Annotated in this window: 19 protein-coding genes; 14 read left to right on the forward strand and 5 right to left on the reverse strand. The window is 62.1% G+C overall.

The window, feature by feature from the left end:
* Positions 1-21: 21 nt before the first annotated feature.
* Positions 22-552, reverse strand: coding sequence for a hypothetical protein (locus HRU92_RS06400; RefSeq protein ID WP_172123399.1), 531 nt, complete (start codon positions 550-552; stop codon positions 22-24).
* A 70-nt stretch (positions 553-622) separates the two neighbouring features.
* On the opposite strand from HRU92_RS06400, the gene ruvX reads away from it, so the two are divergent.
* From ruvX to dprA, 5 genes are all read left to right on the forward strand, one after another.
* On the forward strand, positions 623-1,087 hold the full coding sequence (gene ruvX, locus HRU92_RS06405) for a Holliday junction resolvase RuvX (protein WP_127753175.1): 465 nt from the start codon (positions 623-625) through the stop codon (positions 1,085-1,087).
* 68 nt (positions 1,088-1,155) lie between these two features.
* Complete coding sequence (locus HRU92_RS06410) at positions 1,156-2,142, forward strand: aspartate carbamoyltransferase catalytic subunit (protein ID WP_172123400.1); 987 nt, start codon at positions 1,156-1,158, stop codon at positions 2,140-2,142.
* Positions 2,139-3,437, forward strand: coding sequence for a dihydroorotase (pyrC, locus tag HRU92_RS06415; protein WP_173087806.1), 1,299 nt, complete (start codon positions 2,139-2,141; stop codon positions 3,435-3,437). Before HRU92_RS06410 ends, pyrC begins: the two co-directional genes overlap by 4 nt.
* A 69-nt stretch (positions 3,438-3,506) precedes the next feature.
* On the forward strand, positions 3,507-4,112 hold the full coding sequence (gene plsY / locus HRU92_RS06420; protein WP_127753178.1) for a glycerol-3-phosphate 1-O-acyltransferase PlsY: 606 nt from the start codon (positions 3,507-3,509) through the stop codon (positions 4,110-4,112).
* Between the two features lie 3 nt (positions 4,113-4,115).
* Complete coding sequence (dprA, locus tag HRU92_RS06425) at positions 4,116-5,243, forward strand: DNA-processing protein DprA (RefSeq protein ID WP_172123402.1); 1,128 nt, start codon at positions 4,116-4,118, stop codon at positions 5,241-5,243.
* A 16-nt stretch (positions 5,244-5,259) separates the two neighbouring features.
* Here the strand turns inward: dprA and HRU92_RS06430 are convergent, their stop codons facing one another.
* Positions 5,260-6,291, reverse strand: a complete 1,032-nt coding sequence (locus HRU92_RS06430; RefSeq protein WP_172123403.1) for an aldo/keto reductase — start codon at positions 6,289-6,291, stop codon at positions 5,260-5,262.
* 146 nt (positions 6,292-6,437) lie between these two features.
* On the opposite strand from HRU92_RS06430, the gene topA reads away from it, so the two are divergent.
* Positions 6,438-9,074 carry a type I DNA topoisomerase gene (topA, locus tag HRU92_RS06435; protein WP_172123404.1) on the forward strand — a complete coding sequence of 879 codons (2,637 nt, stop codon included), beginning with the start codon at positions 6,438-6,440 and terminating at the stop codon, positions 9,072-9,074.
* Positions 9,075-9,271: 197 nt separating this feature from the next.
* Here topA and HRU92_RS06440 read toward each other — a convergent pair whose 3' ends face one another.
* Positions 9,272-10,318 carry a dipeptidase gene (locus HRU92_RS06440; protein WP_172123405.1) on the reverse strand — a complete coding sequence of 349 codons (1,047 nt, stop codon included), beginning with the start codon at positions 10,316-10,318 and terminating at the stop codon, positions 9,272-9,274.
* A gap of 294 nt (positions 10,319-10,612) precedes the next feature.
* Here HRU92_RS06440 and rnr point away from each other — a divergent pair, with 294 nt between their 5' ends.
* The 3 genes from rnr (at position 10,613) to rpmG (ending at position 13,548) form a co-directional block, all read left to right on the forward strand.
* The gene (gene rnr, locus HRU92_RS06445) at positions 10,613-12,895 is read left to right on the forward strand and encodes a ribonuclease R (RefSeq protein WP_172123406.1); all 2,283 of its coding nucleotides are present in this window, start codon (positions 10,613-10,615) and stop codon (positions 12,893-12,895) included.
* Between the two features lie 4 nt (positions 12,896-12,899).
* On the forward strand, positions 12,900-13,298 hold the full coding sequence (locus HRU92_RS06450; RefSeq protein ID WP_127753184.1) for a DUF983 domain-containing protein: 399 nt from the start codon (positions 12,900-12,902) through the stop codon (positions 13,296-13,298).
* 82 nt (positions 13,299-13,380) lie between these two features.
* Positions 13,381-13,548, forward strand: coding sequence for a 50S ribosomal protein L33 (gene rpmG / locus HRU92_RS06455; RefSeq protein WP_035096841.1), 168 nt, complete (start codon positions 13,381-13,383; stop codon positions 13,546-13,548).
* A gap of 361 nt (positions 13,549-13,909) precedes the next feature.
* On the opposite strand, the gene HRU92_RS06460 is transcribed toward rpmG, so the two are convergent.
* Complete coding sequence (locus HRU92_RS06460; RefSeq protein WP_172123407.1) at positions 13,910-15,280, reverse strand: PleD family two-component system response regulator; 1,371 nt, start codon at positions 15,278-15,280, stop codon at positions 13,910-13,912.
* Positions 15,281-15,355: 75 nt separating this feature from the next.
* Complete coding sequence (locus HRU92_RS06465; protein WP_172123408.1) at positions 15,356-15,727, reverse strand: response regulator; 372 nt, start codon at positions 15,725-15,727, stop codon at positions 15,356-15,358.
* 99 nt (positions 15,728-15,826) lie between these two features.
* Here HRU92_RS06465 and HRU92_RS06470 point away from each other — a divergent pair, with 99 nt between their 5' ends.
* The 5 genes from HRU92_RS06470 (at position 15,827) to HRU92_RS06490 (ending at position 20,072) form a co-directional block, all read left to right on the forward strand.
* Positions 15,827-16,108: a DUF3572 family protein gene (locus tag HRU92_RS06470; protein WP_172123409.1), complete on the forward strand. Its 282-nt coding sequence runs from the start codon at positions 15,827-15,829 to the stop codon at positions 16,106-16,108.
* A 322-nt stretch (positions 16,109-16,430) separates the two neighbouring features.
* On the forward strand, positions 16,431-16,889 hold the full coding sequence (locus tag HRU92_RS06475; protein ID WP_127753188.1) for a RidA family protein: 459 nt from the start codon (positions 16,431-16,433) through the stop codon (positions 16,887-16,889).
* 56 nt (positions 16,890-16,945) lie between these two features.
* Positions 16,946-17,707: a glycerophosphodiester phosphodiesterase family protein gene (locus HRU92_RS06480; protein ID WP_172123410.1), complete on the forward strand. Its 762-nt coding sequence runs from the start codon at positions 16,946-16,948 to the stop codon at positions 17,705-17,707.
* Between the two features lie 40 nt (positions 17,708-17,747).
* Positions 17,748-18,875, forward strand: coding sequence for a GNAT family N-acetyltransferase (locus HRU92_RS06485; RefSeq protein WP_349236738.1), 1,128 nt, complete (start codon positions 17,748-17,750; stop codon positions 18,873-18,875).
* 72 nt (positions 18,876-18,947) lie between these two features.
* The gene (locus HRU92_RS06490; protein WP_172123412.1) at positions 18,948-20,072 is read left to right on the forward strand and encodes a hypothetical protein; all 1,125 of its coding nucleotides are present in this window, start codon (positions 18,948-18,950) and stop codon (positions 20,070-20,072) included.
* The last annotated feature ends 8 nt before the right edge of the window (positions 20,073-20,080 follow it).

The raw sequence follows: 20,080 nt of genomic DNA on the forward strand, positions 1-20,080 counted from the left end.
AATGGCAGAGGCGCCGCGGCTTTAGAGCTCCAGCCCCAGCCGTGACTCGAGAGCAACCAGAGCGGTGTCGTCCAGGTGGGCTCTCAAAGCGGGAATGGCTTCATCAAGCTCAGCGTCAGCAGCCGCCAGCGCAAGCAATCTCGGAGGCTGGCGCTCCAGCAGATTCCTGCCGTTGGCCACCAATTGACCAGCCGAACCAAACAGCACCACCACGGCATCGCCGAGCCACCGCCCGAACGGCAACAACTCCCCGGCCACCAGCAGCAAGGGCCGCTCACCATCCACATGCACGAGAACCAGCCCCGCCCCTGCCCGCAAGATTGTTGCCTCGACGGGACCAGCGTCGAGCGGCCGGATGCGCCGGGGCTTCCAAAGGGCAAGATCAACCTGAGGCAGGCAATCTTCCGCCGCAGCCAATCCGAAAACCCGATCCGCCCCCGACACCAGCTCAGCCGCGTCGATCCCGGCCGGGACCACACCGGCATCCGCAACCAGGATCAAGCCGCCAATGTGAATGCGGAGCGTCGTACCGCCAAACCAGGTGAGTTTCATTGCAAAGTCCAATCGCCAAAGTCAGGGGAAAACTATAGGAGCGGCACCATTGAGCAAGCCGAGGTGCAGCATGAGCGACGATCTCCCGGAAAATCCCCTCGCTGGTCTGCCCCCCACCGGCAAGCTGCTGTGTCTTGATCTTGGCACCAAGACGATCGGCGTGGCCGTCTCAGACGCGATGCGCTATTCGGCGACGCCGCTCGAAACCATTCGGCGCACCAAGTTCACCCAAGATGCCGAGCGACTCGACGAGTTGATCGCACAAAATAATGCCGTCGCGATCATTCTCGGCCTGCCGCTAAACATGGATGGCAGTGAAGGGCCGCGGGTGCAATCGACGCGGGCCTTCGCCCGCAATCTAGCTGCGCGGATCAGCATTCCCATTGCATTCTGGGACGAGCGCCTGTCCACCAGCGCCGTTACCCGCATGATGATCGACGCCGATCTGCGGCGCGACCGGCGCGCCGAACTGGTCGACAAACTCGCGGCCAGCTACATCCTCCAGGGCGCGCTCGATCGCCTGCGCCGGGGATAAAGCAACAAACAGTTGAACACCCGCCACCCCTCCGCTAGACCGCAGCTAATTGCAGGGGATCCGAGGCCATGGCTGAACCAACCGGCGGCAACGTCACGCAAGCTGGCAGCAGCGCTGGCGACTTCCCCCCCTTTCGCCAGCGTCACCTGCTTTCCATCGCCGATCTAAAGCAGCACGAGATCATCGACCTGCTCGACCGGGCCGAGCGCATGGTCCCCGTTTCGCGCCAGGAGCGCAAGACGCATCCTACCCTGTCGGGTAAAACCCAGATCAACCTGTTCTTCGAACCCTCGACCCGTACTCAGGGCTCGTTCGAGATCGCCGGCAAGCGCCTCGGCGCGCTGGTGATGAACATGTCGGTAAAGTCCTCCTCGGTATCCAAGGGTGAGACGCTGGTGGATACCGCGACAACGCTCAACGCCATGCGCCCGGATGTGATCGTGGTGCGCCATTCGGCGGCCGGCGCGGTGGAGCTTCTCTCGCAAAAAGTGGGTTGTGCGGTTATCAATGCTGGTGACGGCGCCCACGAACACCCCACCCAGGCGCTGCTCGATGCGCTCACCATCCGGCGCCATAAGGGCCGTATCAATGGGCTGACAGTCGCGATCTGCGGGGACATCGCCAATTCGCGTGTGGTGCGGTCCAACCTGCTGTTGCTCGGCGCGCTTAATGTCCGCACCCGGGTGATTGCCCCGCGCAATCTCTTGCCTGCGGGGATAGAGCAACTCGCAACCGAAGTGTTCACCGATATGCGCAAGGGCCTCGAGGGTGCTGACGTGGTTATGATGCTGCGCCTGCAGCATGAGCGCGCCAATGGCCGCATGATCCCTTCGGTGCGCGAATACTACCGCTTCTACGGGTTGGACGCCGATAAGCTCAGCCATGCCAAGCAGGATGCGATTGTGATGCATCCCGGCCCGATGAACCGGGGCGTGGAGATCGACCCAGCCATTGCCGACGGTCCCGCTTCGGTGATTACCGACCAGGTGGAAATGGGCGTGGCCGTACGCATGGCAGTGCTCGATGCCTTGCTGCCTGCGGGAGACGTTCGATGAACCGCCCATTGCTGATTGAGAACGCCCGCCTCGTTGATCCGGCTTCCGGCACAGATGCCCGCGGAGCTGTGCTGGTCGAGAATGGCGTCATCACCGATCTCGCGCTTGAGGGGCCCATCGGTGTCCCTGACGGAGCCGAGGTGATCGATGCTGCGGGCCACGTGCTGGCGCCGGGCCTCATCGATATGCGCGTGTTCACCGGCGAGCCCGGCAAGGAATATCGTGAAACGCTCCAGTCGGCCGGCGAGGCCGCCGCCGTCGGCGGAGTGACGAGCTTTGTGATGATGCCGGACACCAGCCCGGTGGTCGACGATGGTGCGCTGGTGGATTTCCTGCTGCGCCGGGGCAAAGCCACGAGCAAGGTCAATATCTTGCCCGCCGCCGCGATCACCAAGGGATTGCGTGGCGAGGAGATCACCGAGTTCGGGCTGCTCCAGGAAGCCGGCGCTGTTTGCCTGACCGACGGGCGCAGCTCCATCCAGTCCAGCGCGCTGCTGCGCACGGCGATGAGCTATGCCGCCAATTACGACATGCCGGTCGTTCATCACCTCGCGGACCGTGGGCTAGTTGGCGATGGCGTAATGAACGAAGGCTTCTTCGCCACTATTTTGGGCCTCAAGGGCATTCCGCGAGAGGCGGAAACCATTCCCCTGGCGCGGGACCTGCAACTCGCTGCTTTGACCGGCGTGCGCTACCACGCGGCACAGATTTCCACTGCCAGCTCCGCCGAACTGGTCCGGGCGGCCAAGGCCCGGCACGCCAATGTGACGGCCGGCGTGTCGATCAACAATCTGGCGCTCAATGAAAACGACATCGGCCGCTACCGGACTTTTTTCAAGCTCGCAACACCCCTGCGCTCCGAAGATGATCGCCAGGCCATGATCGAGGCGCTGCGCAACGGCACGATCGACACCATCCATTCCGATCATGACCCACAGGACAGCGAGGTGAAGCGGCAGCCCTTTGCCGAAGCCTCGGATGGCGCGATCGGGCTCGAAACATTGCTGGCGGCGGCATTGCGGCTGGTTCATTCCGGCGAGGTGGATCTCCTGTCGGTGCTGCGGGCGATGACCATCCGGCCGGCGCAAATCCTGGGCCTGCCTTCCGGGCGTATTGCGCGCGGAGCACCAGCCGACCTGATCTTGTTTGATCCCGATTATCCCTGGCAGGTCAGCGAAACGGCGATACGCTCGCGTTCGCGCAACACCAGCTTTGAAGGCGCGCGCCTTGCCGGCAAGGTAATGCGCACCATTGTGGGTGGACAAACGGTTTATCTCCACACCTACACGCTCTAGCCATGTGCGAGCCCTTGTGGAACGGGCGAGGCTGGGGCTACCAATACTCACCTTCGCTCGGAACCTGTTATGGCCCCTGATCTGCTTACCCTGCTCTACGCCATCGTGCTCGGCTATCTCTGTGGCTCGGTGCCGTTCGGCCTACTGCTGACTCGCGCGGCCGGGCTTGGCGATATCCGCGCGATTGGCTCGGGCAATATCGGTGCCACCAATGTGCTGCGTACTGGCAATCGCTGGCTCGCGGCCGCAACGCTGGTTCTCGACGCCGCTAAGGGCGCCGTGCCGGTTTTGCTGGCTCGCTATCTTTGGGGCGAGGACGCGGCAATGGTTGCTGCGATCGGCGCCTTTATCGGGCACTGCTTTCCGGCGTGGCTGGGCTTCAAGGGCGGCAAGGGTGTCGCCGTGCTGATCGGTGCCCTCCTGGCGTTGTCTTGGCCTGTGGGGCTGATCTTCTGCGCGGTCTGGCTGCTGATCGCGGTGACGCGCAAGACCTCCTCCCTCGCTTCACTCACCGCTGGCGCCACCGCGCCGATTTTTGCCTATGTCGTCGTCAATGAGTGGCTCGCGGTAGCAGTGGCGGTCATGGTGATCCTGCTCTTTATCCAGCATCGCACCAACATCGCCCGTCTGATGGCGGGAACCGAGCCAACCATCGGCTCTACCAAGAAAGCCTGATCCGTGGGCAAAGGCGCTGCACTGGTTTCTGACCAAGAGCGCCTTGCCTGGCTTCGCCTGATTCGCACTGACAATGTCGGCCCCGTCACTTTTCGCCAACTGCTCGGCCGCTTCGGTTCAGCCGAGGCGGCGCTCGACGCCCTGCCCGGCTTGCTCAAACGGGCCGGAACGCAGCCGCGCATCTCGACCCGTATGCAGGCCGAAGACGAACTCGCTGGCCTGCAGCGCTTCGGCGCCCATCTCGTGCTCAGCTGCGATCCCGACTATCCGCCCCATCTCGGCTTCATTGCCGGCGCGCCGCCGGTGCTGACCCTCGCGGGCGGCGCCAATCTGGATTGGCGGCGCACCGTGGGCATGGTCGGTGCGCGCAACGCCTCCTCGGCCGGGGTGAAGATGACGCGCCTGCTCGCTACCGATCTTGGTGCCCGCGGTTATACGATCGTTTCCGGCCTCGCCCGCGGCATTGATGCAGCGGCCCACCGGGCAAGTCTGCAAACCGGCACCGTTGCGGTCCTGGCGGGCGGCTTTGACCAGATCTATCCCGATGAGAACATTCCGCTTGCCCATGACATTCTCGACCACGGCGGCGCCTTGCTCACCGAGATGCCGCTCGGCTGGGAGCCTCGTGCCCGCGATTTCCCGCGCCGCAATCGGCTGGTGTCAGGGCTGTCGCTCGGCATTGTCGTGGTGGAAGCGGCCAAACGCTCGGGCTCCCTGATCACGGCGCGCCTTGCGCTGGAGCAGAACCGGGATGTCTTTGCGGTGCCGGGTTCGCCCCTGGATCCCCGGGCCGAAGGCGGCAATGCCTTGATCCAGCAAGGGGCGAAGCTGATCACTAATGCCGAGGACATCATCGAAAGCCTGGGCTCGGCCGATCCGTCGCGCCAAGCCCTATTTGATCGACAATGGGAGCCGGACCCCGACGAGGTCGGCGCTGGGTCAGACGTCCCCGATCCTAGTGACGCGGATCGCTTGCGCGATTTGTTGAGCACCGCTCCGATGGAAGTCGATGAACTGCTGCGGCAAACCGGACTGTCTGCCGCAGCCATGCAGATGCTGTTGCTGGAGCTCGATCTGGCGGGCGAGATCGAGTGGTCGAGCGGTCAGCTGGTCGCTAAACGCTACCGCTGACCGCCGCGCCTTCGCTTTAGCGCCCGCCTTCGAGCTTGCGATGGCGCTGGTTGATGCCACCAGCGCCATAGGGGTAATCGCCGATCTGCGGCTTGCTCGCCTCGTCAAGCCGCGCAACCTCCTCAGCGCTTAGGCTCAGATCGCCCGCAGCCATGTTGTCGGCCAGCTGTTCGCGCTTGCGGGCGCCCAGGATCACCGAGGTGACGGCGGGTTTTTGCACCAGCCAGGCCAGCGACACCTGCGCTGCACTGACGCCACGCTGCTCGGCGATCTGCATGACCGCGTCGATAACCGCCCAGGTCTGTGGGTTGGCATTGCGCTTTTCATACGCCTCCATGCCTCGCTTCGGGTTTTCGCCCAGCCGCGTTGCCCCGCTTGGCATTTCGTCACGCTTGTATTTGCCCGACAGCCAGCCGCCAGCCAGCGGCGACCAGGGCAGTAGGCCCATGCCGGCATCGAGCACGGCAGGCACGATTTCGTGCTCGATATCGCGCACCAGTAGATTGTATTGCGGCTGCAAGGTTACGGGAGGGGTATAGCCCTGCGCCTTGGCAATCCACACTGCCTTGGTCAGCTGCCAGCCGAGGAAATTGGAAAAGCCGTAATAGGCGATTTTGCCGTTACGCACCGAATCATCAAGGAAGCGCAGGGTTTCCTCGATCGGCGTCAGCGCGTCCCACGCATGCATCTGGTAAAGATCGATCTGCTCGACGCCCAATCGCCGCAGCGAGGCATCCAGCGCGTACCCCAAATGCTTGCGCGACAAGCCAAGGCCGTTGGACCCTTCCAGCGTCGGAAAGCGGCCCTTGCTGGCAATCACCAGCCGGTCAGCCATCCCGCCCTTGCTCTTGAGCCAGCGACCAATGATCTCTTCGGAGGTGCCATTGGTGTAGACGTCAGCCGTGTCGAGGAAATTTCCGCCCGCCTCGACATAATCATCCATCAAGGCGAACGAAGTGGCCTCGTCCGCGTCCGACCCGAAGGTCATGGTCCCAAGGCAGAGTGCCGAAACCACGGTGCCGCTATTGCCCAGTTTGCGTAAATCCATTGTCAACTTCCTCCTGTTGATCGCCACAACGGCCCGGACGACACTCGGCTCCACGGGATCATACTAAATCAGCGCCCGTTGACACTGCCCCTCGGCTTCACCATGTTGCGCCACCTTGCGTTGCAGTGTTTCGGATCGGGTTTTCCATGAAGGTCGTTGTCGTTGAGAGTCCGGCTAAGGCTAAGACAATCAACAAATATCTGGGTAAGGACTATGAAGTCCTGGCCTCCTTCGGCCATGTCCGTGATCTGCCCGCCAAGGACGGTTCAGTCCGGCCCGACGAAGATTTTGCCATGTCCTGGGAGGTTGATACCGCCTCCAAGAAGCGCCTTGCCGACATTGCCAACGCGCTTAAAGGCGCTGATGAACTGATCCTTGCGACCGACCCTGATCGCGAAGGCGAAGCCATTTCCTGGCACGTGCTCGACGTGTTGCGCCAGAAAAAGGCGATCAAGAAAGACACCCCGGTCCAGCGCGTGGTGTTCAACGCCATCACCAAGGATGCCGTGACTGCGGCCATGGCCAAGCCGCGCGACATCGACATGCCGCTGGTCGATGCCTATCTCGCTCGCCGCGCGCTCGACTATCTCGTGGGCTTCACCCTTTCGCCGATCCTGTGGCGCAAGCTGCCCGGCTCCCGCTCGGCCGGACGCGTGCAATCGGTGGCTTTGCGCCTTGTGTCCGACCGCGAGTCCGAGATCGAGCGCTTCAAAGCCGATGAGTACTGGTCGGTGGAAGCCAAGCTCGCGCAAAAGGGCAAGAGCTTCGTGGCCCGGCTTTATTCGGTGGATGGCAAGCGCACCGACAAGCTCGCAGTAAAGAACGGCGAGGATGCCGCCGCACTCAAGGCGCTGATCGAATCGGGGCAGTTCAATGTTTCGGGCGTCGAGAAGAAGCCCACCAAGCGCAACCCCTATGCGCCCTTCACCACCTCTTCGCTGCAGCAAGATGCCTCGTCCCGGCTAGGTCTGTCGCCGTCGCGCACCATGCAGATCGCCCAGCGCCTCTACGAGGACGGGTTGATCACCTATATGCGTACCGACGCGGTGCAGATGGCCCCCGAAGGCATCGCCATGGCGCGCTCTGCCATCACCAAGAACTTTGGTGCCGAATACCTGCCGGAAAAGCCACGCATCTATCAGACCAAGGCCAAGAACGCCCAGGAAGCGCACGAGGCCATCCGTCCCACCGATATGCTCAAGCATCCCGATACGATGAGCAATCTCGATGCCGACCAGCTCAAGCTCTATGGCCTGATCTGGCGCCGCACGCTGGCGTCACAGATGCGCTCGGCCGAGATCGATCGGACCACCGTTGACATCGCCGTCAATGTGCCCGGCCGCCAGGTCGAACTGCGTGCTGTTGGCTCCGTCGTTACCTTTCCCGGCTTCCTGGCGCTGTATGGCGTTGAAGCCAAGAGCGACGATGACGAGGAAGACGAGGACAGCCGCGAATTGCCGCCGCTGGCCGTTGGCGACAAGCCTGCCCTGCAGGCCGTCGAAATCGAGCAGCACTTCACCCAGCCGCCGGCCCGCTACACCGAAGCCAGTCTGATCAAGAAGATGGAAGAGCTCGGCATCGGTCGGCCCTCCACCTATGCCGCTACCCTCTCGACCCTCAAGGATCGCGACTATGTGCGCCTTGAGGGTAAGGCGCTGCATCCCGAGGATCGCGGCCGCATCGTCACGGCCTTCCTCGAGAGCTTCTTCAATCGCTATGTGGAATATGGCTTCACTGCCAATCTGGAAGAACAGCTCGATCTGATTTCCGCCGGTGAGCTCGACTACAAGCAGGTGCTGCGCGATTTCTGGCGTGATTTCACAGTTGCGACCACCGAGATCAAGGATCTGCGGGTCACCGAGGTGCTCGACGCCCTCAATGACTTGCTGGAAGACCACATCTTCCCGGCCAAGCCTGATGGATCGGATCGTCGCCTGTGCCCAACCTGCGGCACGGGCCAGCTGTCGCTCAAGCTTGGGAAATACGGTGCTTTTATCGGCTGTTCGAACTATCCCGAATGCAAGCACACCATGCAGCTGTCCGACGCGGCCACTGGCCAGTCCTCGGAAGCGGCGGCAGGTGACGGCGTGTTGGGCACCGATCCGGAAACGGGGGAAGAGGTTTACCTCAAGACAGGGCGCTTTGGCCCCTATGTGCAGCTTGGTGACGGCAAGGAGCCCAAGCGCTCCTCCCTGCCAAAGGGCTGGGAAGCAGCGTCCCTGACGCTCGACAAGGCCCTGCAGTTATTGTCACTGCCACGGGAAGTGGGCACCCATCCGGAAACGGGCTCGCCGATCACGGCAGGGCTCGGGCGCTACGGCCCCTTCATCCTGCATGACGGCAAATACGCCAATCTACCCGATGTGGAGGAAGTGTTCACCGTCGGCATCAACCGCGCCGTGGACCTCCTGGCGCAAAAGGCGGCGGGCGGTTTCAAGCGCGGTGGCGCTGCCGTCGCCGCGATCCAGACATTCGAGCACGACAACGGCCCCATCACCGTGCGTGCTGGTCGCTATGGTCCTTATGTCAACCAGGGCAAGATCAACGCCACCATTCCCAAGGACATCAAACCCGAGGATGTAACGGTGGACCAGGCGGTGGAATGGATCGCCGCGCGCGCCGAAGCCACCGGCACCAAGCCCAAGAAGGCACCGGCCAAGAAGGCAGCTGCTAAGAAACCCGCTACCAAGACTGCTGCCGCTAAAAAGCCAGCGGCCAAGAAAGCTGCGACCAAGAAGGCGACCGCCACCAAGACCGTGGCCGACGAAGACGTTCCGTTCTGACGCATGGTTTGTCGGGGCGCGCGAGCATGATCTGGATCAAGGGCACTGATCGGCCCCTGCTTTAGCTTAGCACTGCAACCCCAAGGGGGGGCTTACGCGCCGCAAGGACAAGGTTGCGTGGTCACCGGCGCCGGCTTCGGCCTCGGACGAACCCGGCACCGCGTCGGCTGGAGCGCCGCCAGACGCCGGCCACCGGTTCAGCCGATTGTGCGTTCGATCAGCGACAGCCAGTTGTCGCAGGCGATCTTGCGCACCAGCGTTTCGCCATAGCCCTTGTCCAACAGCGCGGCGAGCAGCTTTTGCACGCCCGTGACATCGCCGATCTCGGCGGGGATCATGGCGCCGTCAAAGTCCGAGCCAAGCGCCACGCCGTCTTCGCCCAGCGCTTCCACCAGACTGTCCACATGACGGACCATCATTTCGACGGGCGTATCGGCGCGCATTTGCCCGTCCGGACGCAGAAAGCCTGTGGCAAAGTTCAACCCGACAACGCCCTTGCTTTCGGCGATCGCTGCCAGCTGCCAATCGACGAGGTTGCGCGCATGCGCGGTGATGGCATGGACATTGGAATGAGTGGCAACCAGCGGCTTGTTGCTGATCGCAGCCACATCTCGAAACCCCGCGGCATTAAGATGCGACAGGTCGATCATCACGCCGAGGCTATCGCAGGCGCGCACCAAGGCTTTGCCCGCATCCGAAAGTCCCGGGCCGATATCTGGATCGGCGGGGTAGCGAAACGGCACGCCAGTGCCAAAGGCATTGGCGCGGCTCCACACCAGCCCGATCGAGCGCAAACCGGCCGCGTAAAGCACATCAAGGGAGCGCAGATCCGTGTCGATCGCTTCGGCGCCCTCGATATGCAGCACTGCTGCCAGATTGTCGGCCGCGATCGCCTGGCGAATCTCGGCAGCGCTCCGGCACAGGCTTAAGGCGCCAGCCCGCTCCAGCCGCAGCAGGATCGAGGCCATGGCAAGAGTCACCGATTGCGCATCGGCCAGCGGCAATTCAGGGGGAAGCGTGGAGCTTGGATTGGCCGAATTGGCTACCACCGATCCAAGGCCGCCCTTAAGCGGTGGCGGAAAGATCGCAAAGAACCCGCCCACCATACCGCCCCTTTGGGCACGTGGACCATCGATCTGGGCCGCAGGCATCCCCTCCACAAACAGCCGCTCGGGGTCGGCGACACCCGCTTCCAGCAGCTTGAGCAAGGTGTCGTTGTGGCCGTCGAAAAATGGAATGGTCATGGGAACTCAGCAGAATCGGTGGAATCTGGGCACCCTAGCATCCTCTGGACGGGGACGGGTCAGCCGATAACCTGTGCCTTGTTCCGCATGGACGACCTCGGTGAAGATAGAGCAATAACGGCCTTATCCCGGCCATACTCGGCACCAGAGCGCAATAACCTCGATCTCGTCGCGCAACATTCCAGCCGCGTCAGACATTGAAATTGGGCAGGTCGGGCGGACTTGGCAGAGCGGCGGTTTGCAAAAGCCCGGGCGATCCCTATTTATGTTGCAACATAAAAAGAACTGACACTTATGGCCAAACTACAAACAAGAGCAAAAAACACTTCCGGCCCCAAGCGCCCCCGCCTCAGTGCTGCCGAGCAACTACCTTCACGCGAGCAATTGCTGCAGGCGCTCGCCGAAACGCCCGATCTCAAGGGCAAGCGCGATCTGGCCAAGCTGTTCGGCATCCGCGGCGATCTGCGCAAACCATTCAAGGCCATGCTGGCTGAGCTGGAAGGCGAGGGCGTTATTACCCGCACGCGCAAGGCGCTGCGCCGTACCGCCGCCCTGCCCCCGGTAACCGTGCTCGACATCCCCACCGATGCCGATCCCGATCACCTTCACGCCTTCCCTGCCCAATGGAATGACGAAGAAGGCGAGCGCCCCCGCGTCCTCGTTTATCAGGGGCGCGACGCCCGCGTCGTACCCGCTCCAGGCGACCGCATCCTGGCCCGTATTGACGCCGGTGATGGCGAGATCCCGGCCTATACCGCCCGCCCGATGAAGATCCTCGACAAGCCGCGCCGCGCCCATATCGGCATTGTGCGGATGGACGAGGACGGCGCCCGCCTCATTCCCGTGGATCGCAAGCAAAAGGAAATGCGCATCCCGATGGGCGACCTTGGCGAGGCCCGCGACGGCGATCTGGTGGAAGTGGAGGTCAAGCTTTCAGGCCGCCTGATGATCCCGCGTGCGCGCGTTACGGCCGTGATCGGCAACCCGGCTTCCGAAGGCGCCATCAGCCTCATTGCTATCCACAGCCTCGAGATCCCCTATCGCTTCCCGACATCGGTGCTACGTGAGGCCGAGGAAGCCAAGGAAGCCACGCTCAAGGGCCGGGAGGATTGGCGTGACCTTCCGTTGATCACCATCGATCCGTTCGACGCCAAGGATCACGACGACGCCGTCTATGCCCAGTCCGATCCCGATCCCGCCAATGCCGGCGGGCACCTGGTCACCGTGGCCATTGCCGATGTGGCGGCCTATGTCCGTCCCGGCTCAGCGCTCGACCGCGAGGCCTATCTGCGCGGCAATTCTGTTTACTTTCCTGACCGCGTCGTCCCCATGCTGCCCGAGCGCATCTCCAACGAGTTGTGCTCGCTCAAGGAAGGGGAACCGCGTGCGGCCCTTGCCGTGCGCATGGTCATCGGCGCCGACGGGCGCAAGCGCTCGCACAGCTTCCACCGGGTGCTGATGCGCTCGGCCGCCAAACTGTCCTATCAGCAGGCACAAGCAGCCATTGACGGCCAGCCCGATGACAAGGCTGGCCCGCTGCTCGAGCCGATACTGCGCCCGCTCTGGGACGCCTATGAGACCATGGCCAAGGCACGCGACCAGCGTGGGCCGCTCGATCTCGACCTGCCCGAACGCAAGATCGTTCTGGACGAGAAAGGCATGGTCAAGGACATCCGGATCCCCGAGCGCCTCGATGCCCACCGGCTAATCGAAGAAATGATGATCGCGGCCAATGTCGCGGCGGCCGAAACGCTGCAGGCCAAGAATATGCCCCTGCTGTTTCGCGTCCACGATACCCCTTCGACCGAGAAACTCGCCGCCCTTCGCGATTTCCTTGGTTCGCTCGATATTGCGGTCAAGAAATCCGACGCGGTGCGAGCCAGCGACTTCAACGGCATCCTGGCCCAGGCCCGCAAGGCGGGCAATGCCGAGCAGGTATCGGAAATGGTGCTTCGCTCGCAGGCGCAGGCAGAATATGCCCCCGAAAATTACGGGCACTTCGGCCTCAACCTCGACAACTACGCCCACTTCACCTCGCCCATTCGCCGCTACTCGGATCTGATCGTCCACCGCGGCCTGATCCGGGCACTGGGCTTGGGTGATGATGGCCTCTCGGACAACGAGATGCAAAAGCTTGCCGGCATCGGCCAGCACATTTCAGCGACCGAGCGCCGGGCCATGGCGGCGGAACGAGAAACGTCCGACCGCCTGCTGGCGCAATTTCTGGCCGGCCAGATCGGGGCGCGGTTCGAGGGCCGGATCTCCGGGGTTACCCGCTCCGGCCTGTTCATTCGGCTCCTTGATACCGGAGCCGACGGCTTTGTTCCCGCCTCCACCCTGGGAGCCGATTTCTATCGTTATGAGCAAGAGCAGCAGGCAATGATCGGCGATCGCACCGGCGAGAAGTTCGCCCTGGGCGACCGCGTGACCGTTCGCCTGCTCGAAGTTGCCCCCGTGGCAGGGGCAATGCGGTTTGAACTTCTCTCGGAGGGCAGCCGCGTCAATCCGTCAACTACACGGCGGACAACGAAACGCCCATCTAGGACACTCGGCCCCAAAGGCCGTCGCAAGAGGTGACGCCATGAGCATCGTAGCCAAAAGTACCAATCAACGCAGCGTCATGCAGGCTATGTGGCGTGGCGTGCTGTGCAAGTGCCCACATTGCGGCGAGGGCAAGCTGTTCCGTGCTTATCTAAAAGTCGCCGACCGCTGCGAAAACTGCGGTGAGGAGTTTCACCATCATCGCGCCGATGACTTGCCGCCCTATATTGCCATCACCATTGTCGGCCACCTGCTTGTTGGCGTGATGATGCATATGGACATGACCTATCACGTCAATCCGCTGACCTATCTTTATACCATGGTACCCTTGGGCATCATCATGCCGCTGGCTATGCTGCCCTCGATCAAGGGTGCCGTTGTGGGGCTGCAATGGGCCAACCGCATGTATGGCTTCGACCCAGCCAAGCGTGAGGCTTGACATCCGGCGGTAAATCCGTAGGTTGCACCCAAATTCCGGCGCCGCGTTCGCGGCGCCTCTTTGTTTACGCGAGGACACTCCAATGGCCAAAGCCGCTTCCGTCAAGATCAAGCTCGTGTCGACGGCTGATACTGGCTTCTACTATGTCACCAAGAAGAACGCCCGCACCCAGACCGAGAAGCTGTCGTACAACAAGTACGACCCGGTTGTGCGCAAGCATGTTGAATTCAAGGAAGCCAAGATCAAGTAATTGATCCTCTTCCTAGCCGAACAAAAAACCCCGCAGCGATGCGGGGTTTTTTGTTTCTGAGGCTGCGAGCAGCGGCCACGGCCTGCAGGCCACCCAGATGATGAAAGGAAAGTGGCTGGTCCGGAGCGGCATGTCGAAGAGGCCACTCTGTCCGCGTCCGGACCAGCCGCCCTACGGTCTCAGGAGTTGCGGCGGACCTGAGAGAGCCGTAGGGAACTTTGGGCACCATCCACAAGAACTTGGCAGCGCCGTTAAAGAAACCCTACGCCTGCCCCGCTGAAACTCAAGCATATCCAGCAGGTTGTGGCCGCTAAGCTTCTGTTAAGTATAATGGATAACCCTAACGACGTAGCTGGCAGGCTCAAGCGGCGTCAAAGACAACTTGGTTACGGCCCTGCCGCTTGGCGCGATAGAGCGCCACATCGGCTCGCTTCATCAGCACTGCCGGCGTATCCGAGACGCTCTCGTTGAGTGTCACGCCAGCCGAAACCGTCACCCACATCGGCCGGTCGCCGCCGACATCAAAACCCTGTTCGGCAATGGCTCGGCGCACCCGCTCGGCGACGGCTTCCGCCTGCCCCATATCGGTATCGGGCATTAGCACCACGAACTCCTCCCCGCCGAAACGGCAAGCAAGGTCGACGCCTCTGACGCTGCGCCGCAACCGCTGCGCGAACTCCTTGAGCACGCTGTCGCCCACATGGTGCCCATAGGTGTCGTTGACGGCCTTGAAGTGGTCGATGTCGAGAATCATGACGGCCATGTCCCGACCTTGCGACTGCGCCTTGCTCAACATCACATGCAGGTGCCGCTCGAAATAGCGGCGATTATATAGCCCGGTCAGGTCGTCCGTTACCGCCATGGCCATGGTGTTGTTGACGCTTTGCCGCAGCTCCAGCGCATAGCGCTGCCGGCGGATCTGCGTGCGCACCCGCGCCGCCAACTCATTGCGCTCGACCGGGCGCATAATGAAATCATTTATCCCCAGATCCAGCGCCCGCACCACTTTGGGGCGGTCGGTTTCATCGGCAATCAGAATGATGGGCAAGGTGCGCGTATGTTCGAGCGTACGGATCTGCGAGCACACCCGGAGCGGGTCGAAATCCTCCAGCGCCATGGCGACGAGCACAACTTCGTAGGGCGCCCCGGTAACCTGGAACACGGCATCGGCGGGCTGAACGAGCACATCAACGCTATGCTCGGGAACAAGATAGGTCTTGATCCGCTCGGCATGGCGCGCGTCGGTGTCGATCACCAGCACATGCCCGCCGCCGGTGTCGACATTGTCCATCGCACGCAGCGCATCCTCGATGGCGATCTGCTGGCCCGTGAGGGCCCGCGCGCGCAGCTCGTCGGTCAGCGTCTTGAGGCGCACCAGGCTTTTGACCCGGGCCATCAGTTGCATGTCATCGACTGGCTTGGTCAGAAAATCATCGGCGCCCACTTCCAGCCCCCGCACCTTGTCGGAGGGCTGGTCGAGCGCGGTAATCATCAGCACCGGAATGTGGTTGGTTCTCGGGCTCGCCTTGAGGCGGCGGCACACTTCAAAGCCATCCATATCGGGCATCATCACATCGAGTAGGACGATATCCACATCATTGCGATTGCAGATTTCGATGGCCTGCGGGCCGGAACTGGCAGTCAGGACCTCGTAATACTCAGCGGCTAAGCGAGCCTCCAGCAGGCGTACATTGGTCGGAATGTCGTCGACGATCAATACGCGTGCAGTCACTCTTCGCCCCACCTACCACAGCCGGCATATAGACGACCGGGCAGCACCATGGCCGCGCCGAGCGCAACGGCCCCCTCAAGCCGGGCCAATATAGCGGGCAATAGTTTCCAGAAAGTGAGGCACCGAAATGGGCTTGGAGATGTAACCCTCGCAACCTCCTTGCAAAATCCGCTCTTCGTCGCCCTTCATGGCAAAGGCAGTCACCGCGATTACCGGGATATGGGCAAGCTCTTCATCATCCTTGAGCCACTTGGTCACCACCAGGCCCGACACTTCAGGCAACTGGATATCCATCAAGATCAGGTCGGGATGGTGCGCGCGCGCCAGATCCAGCGCTTCCATGCCGGAGCGGGTCTGGATGACGGCGTAACCGCGCGATTCGAGCAGATCGTTGAAGAGCTTCATGTTGAGCTCGTTGTCTTCCACGATCATCACTGTTTTTGGCATCAAACCTCGCTTGCGCTGCTCGAGTACCCTCAGCACTTCGTTTTACCGCGCCATTCAGGTAACATCGAACTCATTACAAAAGACCAAATGAGCCTGGCTGTGCCCCGTATTGAATCTGCGCCCCTTCCCAATGCCTCCGGGCTCGCCGATGCCTGCCTCTCCTACCTTGCCGAGAACCCGGATGAACTCTTGGCATTCATGCAGGTCGCCGGCCTTGATCCCGACTCGCTTCGGCGCTCCACCGGTTCCCCAGCCTTCCAGCACGGACTTATCGACTATTTTGCGGCCAACGAGCCGCTGCTCCTGTCACTTTGTGCCAATACCGGCATGGCACCCGAAACCTTCATGCGAGTCTGGCACCAGCTCAATCCAGCCGGCTAAGCACGAACGCCTTCAGGGCATGCTGCCGGTTTTCACTTGCGCCGCCGCCCCGGAGCCCTGATGATCCGGCGACACGGCTGATGTGCTCGATGGCGTCGGCTGCCCTCTGCTGAACCGGCCAGGTGTTGGGGTGCGCTGCCGGCCGCTCGGAATCGGTGTATCGGTTTCGGGAAGGCCAAGGCTACGGTGCGATCTGCCGGAGTTCGGCAATGCCGAGGCCCGCAGTCGAGTTGAACATCTCAGCGCATTGGGCTTCGGCCATGCAAGTGAAGCCGATGCACGGCCGGCCCAACCAAAATGACGACAACCAAGGCAAACAGCGATGACCAGTCCCACTGAAAAACTGCGTGAATACGGCTACGAGCTCCCTGCCCCCAAACCGCCGGTCGCCAGCTATGTTCCGGTGACCCGCACCGGCAATATCCTGTACGTGTCGGGCCAGATCTCCAGCAATGAAACCGGCGTCGTCACCGGCCTCCTGGGCGATACCATGAATGTCGTGCAGGGCGGCAACGCTGCCGAACTCGCGGCGCTCAACGTGTTGTCGCAAATCGTCCATATGGGTGGCGTGCCGCTGGAAGAGATCAAGCGCATTCTCAAGATCACGGTTCTTGTGGCTTCAACGCCTGACTTCACCGAGCACCATCTGGTTGCCAACGGGTGCTCGAACCTCCTGGTCGGGGTGCTGGGTGACCGGGGTAAGCATGCCCGTGCCGCCTTCGGCGTTGCCGCGCTGCCCTTTGGCGCCGCCGTGGAAATCGAAGCCGTGGTGGAAGTCTAGCCACACACCCGGTTCTCGCCCACCTCCATATCCCCAGCACAACTGGATACCAAAACTTGACCGACCTGCCCCTTTTCCCGCGTCCCGTCGCCCATCGTGGTCTGCACAATCGTGCCGCTGGTGTCATCGAAAACAGCGCTTCCGCCTTTGAAGCCGCTATCGCCGGCAACTGGGCGATCGAGTGCGATCTGCAGCTGACCTCGGACGGCGTGCCGGTGCTGTTCCATGACAGCAAGCTTGAGCGCCTCACCGGACGCACCGGTGCGGTCAGTGAGCTCACTGCTGCCGAACTCACCGCGATCCCCTTACTCGACAGCGCCGCCGGTGATCGGCCCCAGCGCTTTGCCGAGTTCCTTGAACAGATCAATGGCCGTGCGCTGCTGCAGATCGAGCTCAAGCATCAGGCCGACAGCGCCGGCACTCAGTTGCTCGCCCGCGCGGCGGCCGAAGCGCTGAAATCCTACACGGGACCGGTGACGGTCGAGTCGTTCGATCCCAATCTGATCACCCAGATCCGCCAGTTCGGCTTCGCGGGCCCTCGCGGCATCATCACCTATAACTACGAAGGCGCTGAAGCCGAACAGAACTACACGGCAGAGCAGCGCTGGACCCTGCGCCATCTGCTGCACTGGCATGAAACTCAGTTCGATTTCATCTCCTGTGCCAAGGACGCGCTGGAGCTGCCCGCGATCAAGTTCTGGCGAGCACTCGGCAAACCGGTGACCGGCTGGACGATCCGGTCTAAACAGGAGTGGGAAGCCGCCCGGCCCCATATCGACCAGATCGTCTTTGAAGGCTTCGACCCGGACCTTGCCTGATCCCGGCTATACCGCCACCATCCATCCAACCACCGCCGGCATTTCGGCGGCGGTTTGGAACAGCCTTGTGCCGTCCACGAACGGGGTGGCGGATAACCCGTTTCTGAGCCACGCCTTCTTCCTGGCCCTCGAACAATCCGGCTGCGCCACTGCCCGCACCGGCTGGCAACCTCAGCACATCCTGCTGGCCAACAGCGCGGGCCAGCCCGTTGGGCTGATGCCGCTCTTTCTCAAGTCCCACTCCATGGGCGAATATGTCTTCGACCACGGCTGGGCCAATGCCTTCGAGCGCGCGGGCGGGGACTACTACCCCAAGCTGCAATGTTCGGTGCCGTTTACCCCGGCCACCGCGCCCAAGCTCCTGGTACCTAGCGGTAGCCTTGAGGAACAGGCGGCGCTGCTTTCCGCCGCTCAGCAACTCGCCAGCCAGCGCGACGCCTCGTCGGTGCACATGACCTTCGTGCCCGAAGCCGAGGCCGATCTGGTGGAAACAACTGGCTGGCTCAAGCGCCTCGACACCCAGTTCCACTGGCACAACCAGGGCTTCGACAGTTTCGAGGGTTTTCTCGAAACCCTCTCCTCGCGCAAGCGCAAGACCATCCGGCGGGAGCGCCGCGATGCGCTCGTCGATGGCCTTACGGTCAAGTGGCTGACGGGCTCTGACCTCCAGGAGCATCACTGGGACGCCTTTTACGATTTTTACGAGGATACCGGGGCGCGCAAATGGGGCCGGCCCTACCTCAATCGCAAGTTCTTTTCCCTGCTTGGTCAAACCCTTGCCGACCGGATCGTGCTGATGCTGGCCTATGACGGCCCCACCCCAATCGCCGGCGCGATCAACTTCCTTGGCCATGATCGCATCTTCGGGCGCAACTGGGGTGCTACCCGCGAGGTGCCGTTTCTCCACTTCGAGCTCTGCTACTACCAGGCGATCGATTACGCCATCGCGCACAAGCTGGCTGTGGTGGAAGCCGGGGCCCAAGGCGAACACAAGCTCGCCCGCGGCTATGCTCCCGCCACCACTTATTCCGTGCACTATATCGCCCATCCTGGCCTGCGCGGGGCCATTGCCGACTTCCTTGAGCATGAGCGCGCTTCGGTTGCGCGCGAGCAGGAAGCGCTGGACACCTACACTCCGTTCCGCAAGGGCGAGCGCACCGACCGCTAGCGCGGCACGATGCCCCTTGGACTTAGCCGGCACCGGAGGCTATGTAGGTTAACGCTCCCTGCAGGAATCCGCATGAATATCTCTGACGCTTTCGTCTTTATTCTCCAGGCCGGCGTCACCTTCGTGTTCTCCACCGCCCTCTTCGATGCGCTGCACTGGTTGCTGCATCGCTGGGAAACCTCGCGGTTCAAGCTGTTGCGCACCTTCTCGTCCTGGCACTGGGTGCATCACAAGTTTCTCGACCTCGATATGAAGATCAATCCGGCCTATGCCCGGGCCAATATCTGGTTTCACATCCTGCCGGAATACGCGACCTCGATGCTGGGGATCGCGCTGTTCCTGCTCGTTTTCCCTTGGCCGCCCATAGCGCTTGTGGCTGTCATTCGTACCATCATGCTGGTGATGACCTTCCGCGAGGAAGGGCTCGACTACAACCACATGGCGATGGATCGCGTCGGTGCCCAGCAGGGTCTGCTCTGGGTGGACAACAACTACCACGCCATGCACCACGTCTACCCGCATAACTTCTTTTCGTCCTTCGCCAACATCTTCGACCTGCTGTTCGGCACCACTTGCCAGATCAAGGGTCGCCGCTTTCTCGTTACCGGCGCCAGCGGGTCTTATGGCTCGGCGATGGTGGCAAAGTTGACCGATCTGGGTGGTCTTGTGGAAACCGCCAAGTCAGGCACCGATTTTTCAGCCGGCGACTATGACCGCATGCGCGAAAAGCTTGAACGCGCCGAGGTGCTGGTGCTCGCCCATGGCGCCAAGTCGCAGGATTGCTGGAACGCCAATTTCGTCACCTTTACCGATCTGGTCGAGCTCTTCACCGCCCTTGGCAAAGACAGGCTCACCCCGCCCGAAGTCTGGGCGGTGGGCTCGGAAGTCGAGTTTCACGGCGATATGGGCATGGAAGAGCTCAAGGATTATTCGGCGTCCAAGCGCGCCTTTGCGCGCCGTGCGCTGGATTATTACCACTCCGACGCTGTCTTCTACCGTCACATCGTCCCGTCGAGCTTTACCTCCGCAATGGGCAAGGGGGCAATGAGCGCGGCCACCGCCGTCAACATCACGCTGTTCTTTATTCGCCGCGGCTTTTCCTATGTGCCGGTCACCTTTACCGGCCTTGCGGTTCTGAACTATTTCCGCTTCCGCTTCTTCCAGCGCCGCTCGGGACAGGCAGCCCCGGCCGAATAGGCGGTTGA

Source organism: Devosia sp. 1635 (assembly GCF_013185955.1).
In the GTDB taxonomy this organism is placed as follows: Bacteria; Pseudomonadota; Alphaproteobacteria; order Rhizobiales; family Devosiaceae; genus Devosia.

Excerpts from the sequence above, each read along its gene's own strand:
- HRU92_RS06450 (WP_127753184.1), top strand. The coding sequence starts at position 12,900 with ATGAGCATCGTAGCCAAAAGTACCAATCAACGCAGCGTCATGCAGGCT.
- plsY (WP_127753178.1), top strand. The coding sequence starts at position 3,507 with ATGGCCCCTGATCTGCTTACCCTGCTCTACGCCATCGTGCTCGGCTAT.
- rnr (WP_172123406.1), top strand. The coding sequence starts at position 10,613 with ATGGCCAAACTACAAACAAGAGCAAAAAACACTTCCGGCCCCAAGCGC.
- HRU92_RS06430 (WP_172123403.1), bottom strand. The coding sequence starts at position 6,291 with ATGGATTTACGCAAACTGGGCAATAGCGGCACCGTGGTTTCGGCACTC.
- HRU92_RS06475 (WP_127753188.1), top strand. The coding sequence starts at position 16,431 with ATGACCAGTCCCACTGAAAAACTGCGTGAATACGGCTACGAGCTCCCT.
- HRU92_RS06400 (WP_172123399.1), bottom strand. The coding sequence starts at position 552 with ATGAAACTCACCTGGTTTGGCGGTACGACGCTCCGCATTCACATTGGC.
- topA (WP_172123404.1), top strand. The coding sequence starts at position 6,438 with ATGAAGGTCGTTGTCGTTGAGAGTCCGGCTAAGGCTAAGACAATCAAC.
- HRU92_RS06490 (WP_172123412.1), top strand. The coding sequence starts at position 18,948 with ATGAATATCTCTGACGCTTTCGTCTTTATTCTCCAGGCCGGCGTCACC.
- HRU92_RS06440 (WP_172123405.1), bottom strand. The coding sequence starts at position 10,318 with ATGACCATTCCATTTTTCGACGGCCACAACGACACCTTGCTCAAGCTG.
- HRU92_RS06410 (WP_172123400.1), top strand. The coding sequence starts at position 1,156 with ATGGCTGAACCAACCGGCGGCAACGTCACGCAAGCTGGCAGCAGCGCT.
- pyrC (WP_173087806.1), top strand. The coding sequence starts at position 2,139 with ATGAACCGCCCATTGCTGATTGAGAACGCCCGCCTCGTTGATCCGGCT.
- ruvX (WP_127753175.1), top strand. The coding sequence starts at position 623 with ATGAGCGACGATCTCCCGGAAAATCCCCTCGCTGGTCTGCCCCCCACC.
- rpmG (WP_035096841.1), top strand. The coding sequence starts at position 13,381 with ATGGCCAAAGCCGCTTCCGTCAAGATCAAGCTCGTGTCGACGGCTGAT.
- HRU92_RS06465 (WP_172123408.1), bottom strand. The coding sequence starts at position 15,727 with ATGCCAAAAACAGTGATGATCGTGGAAGACAACGAGCTCAACATGAAG.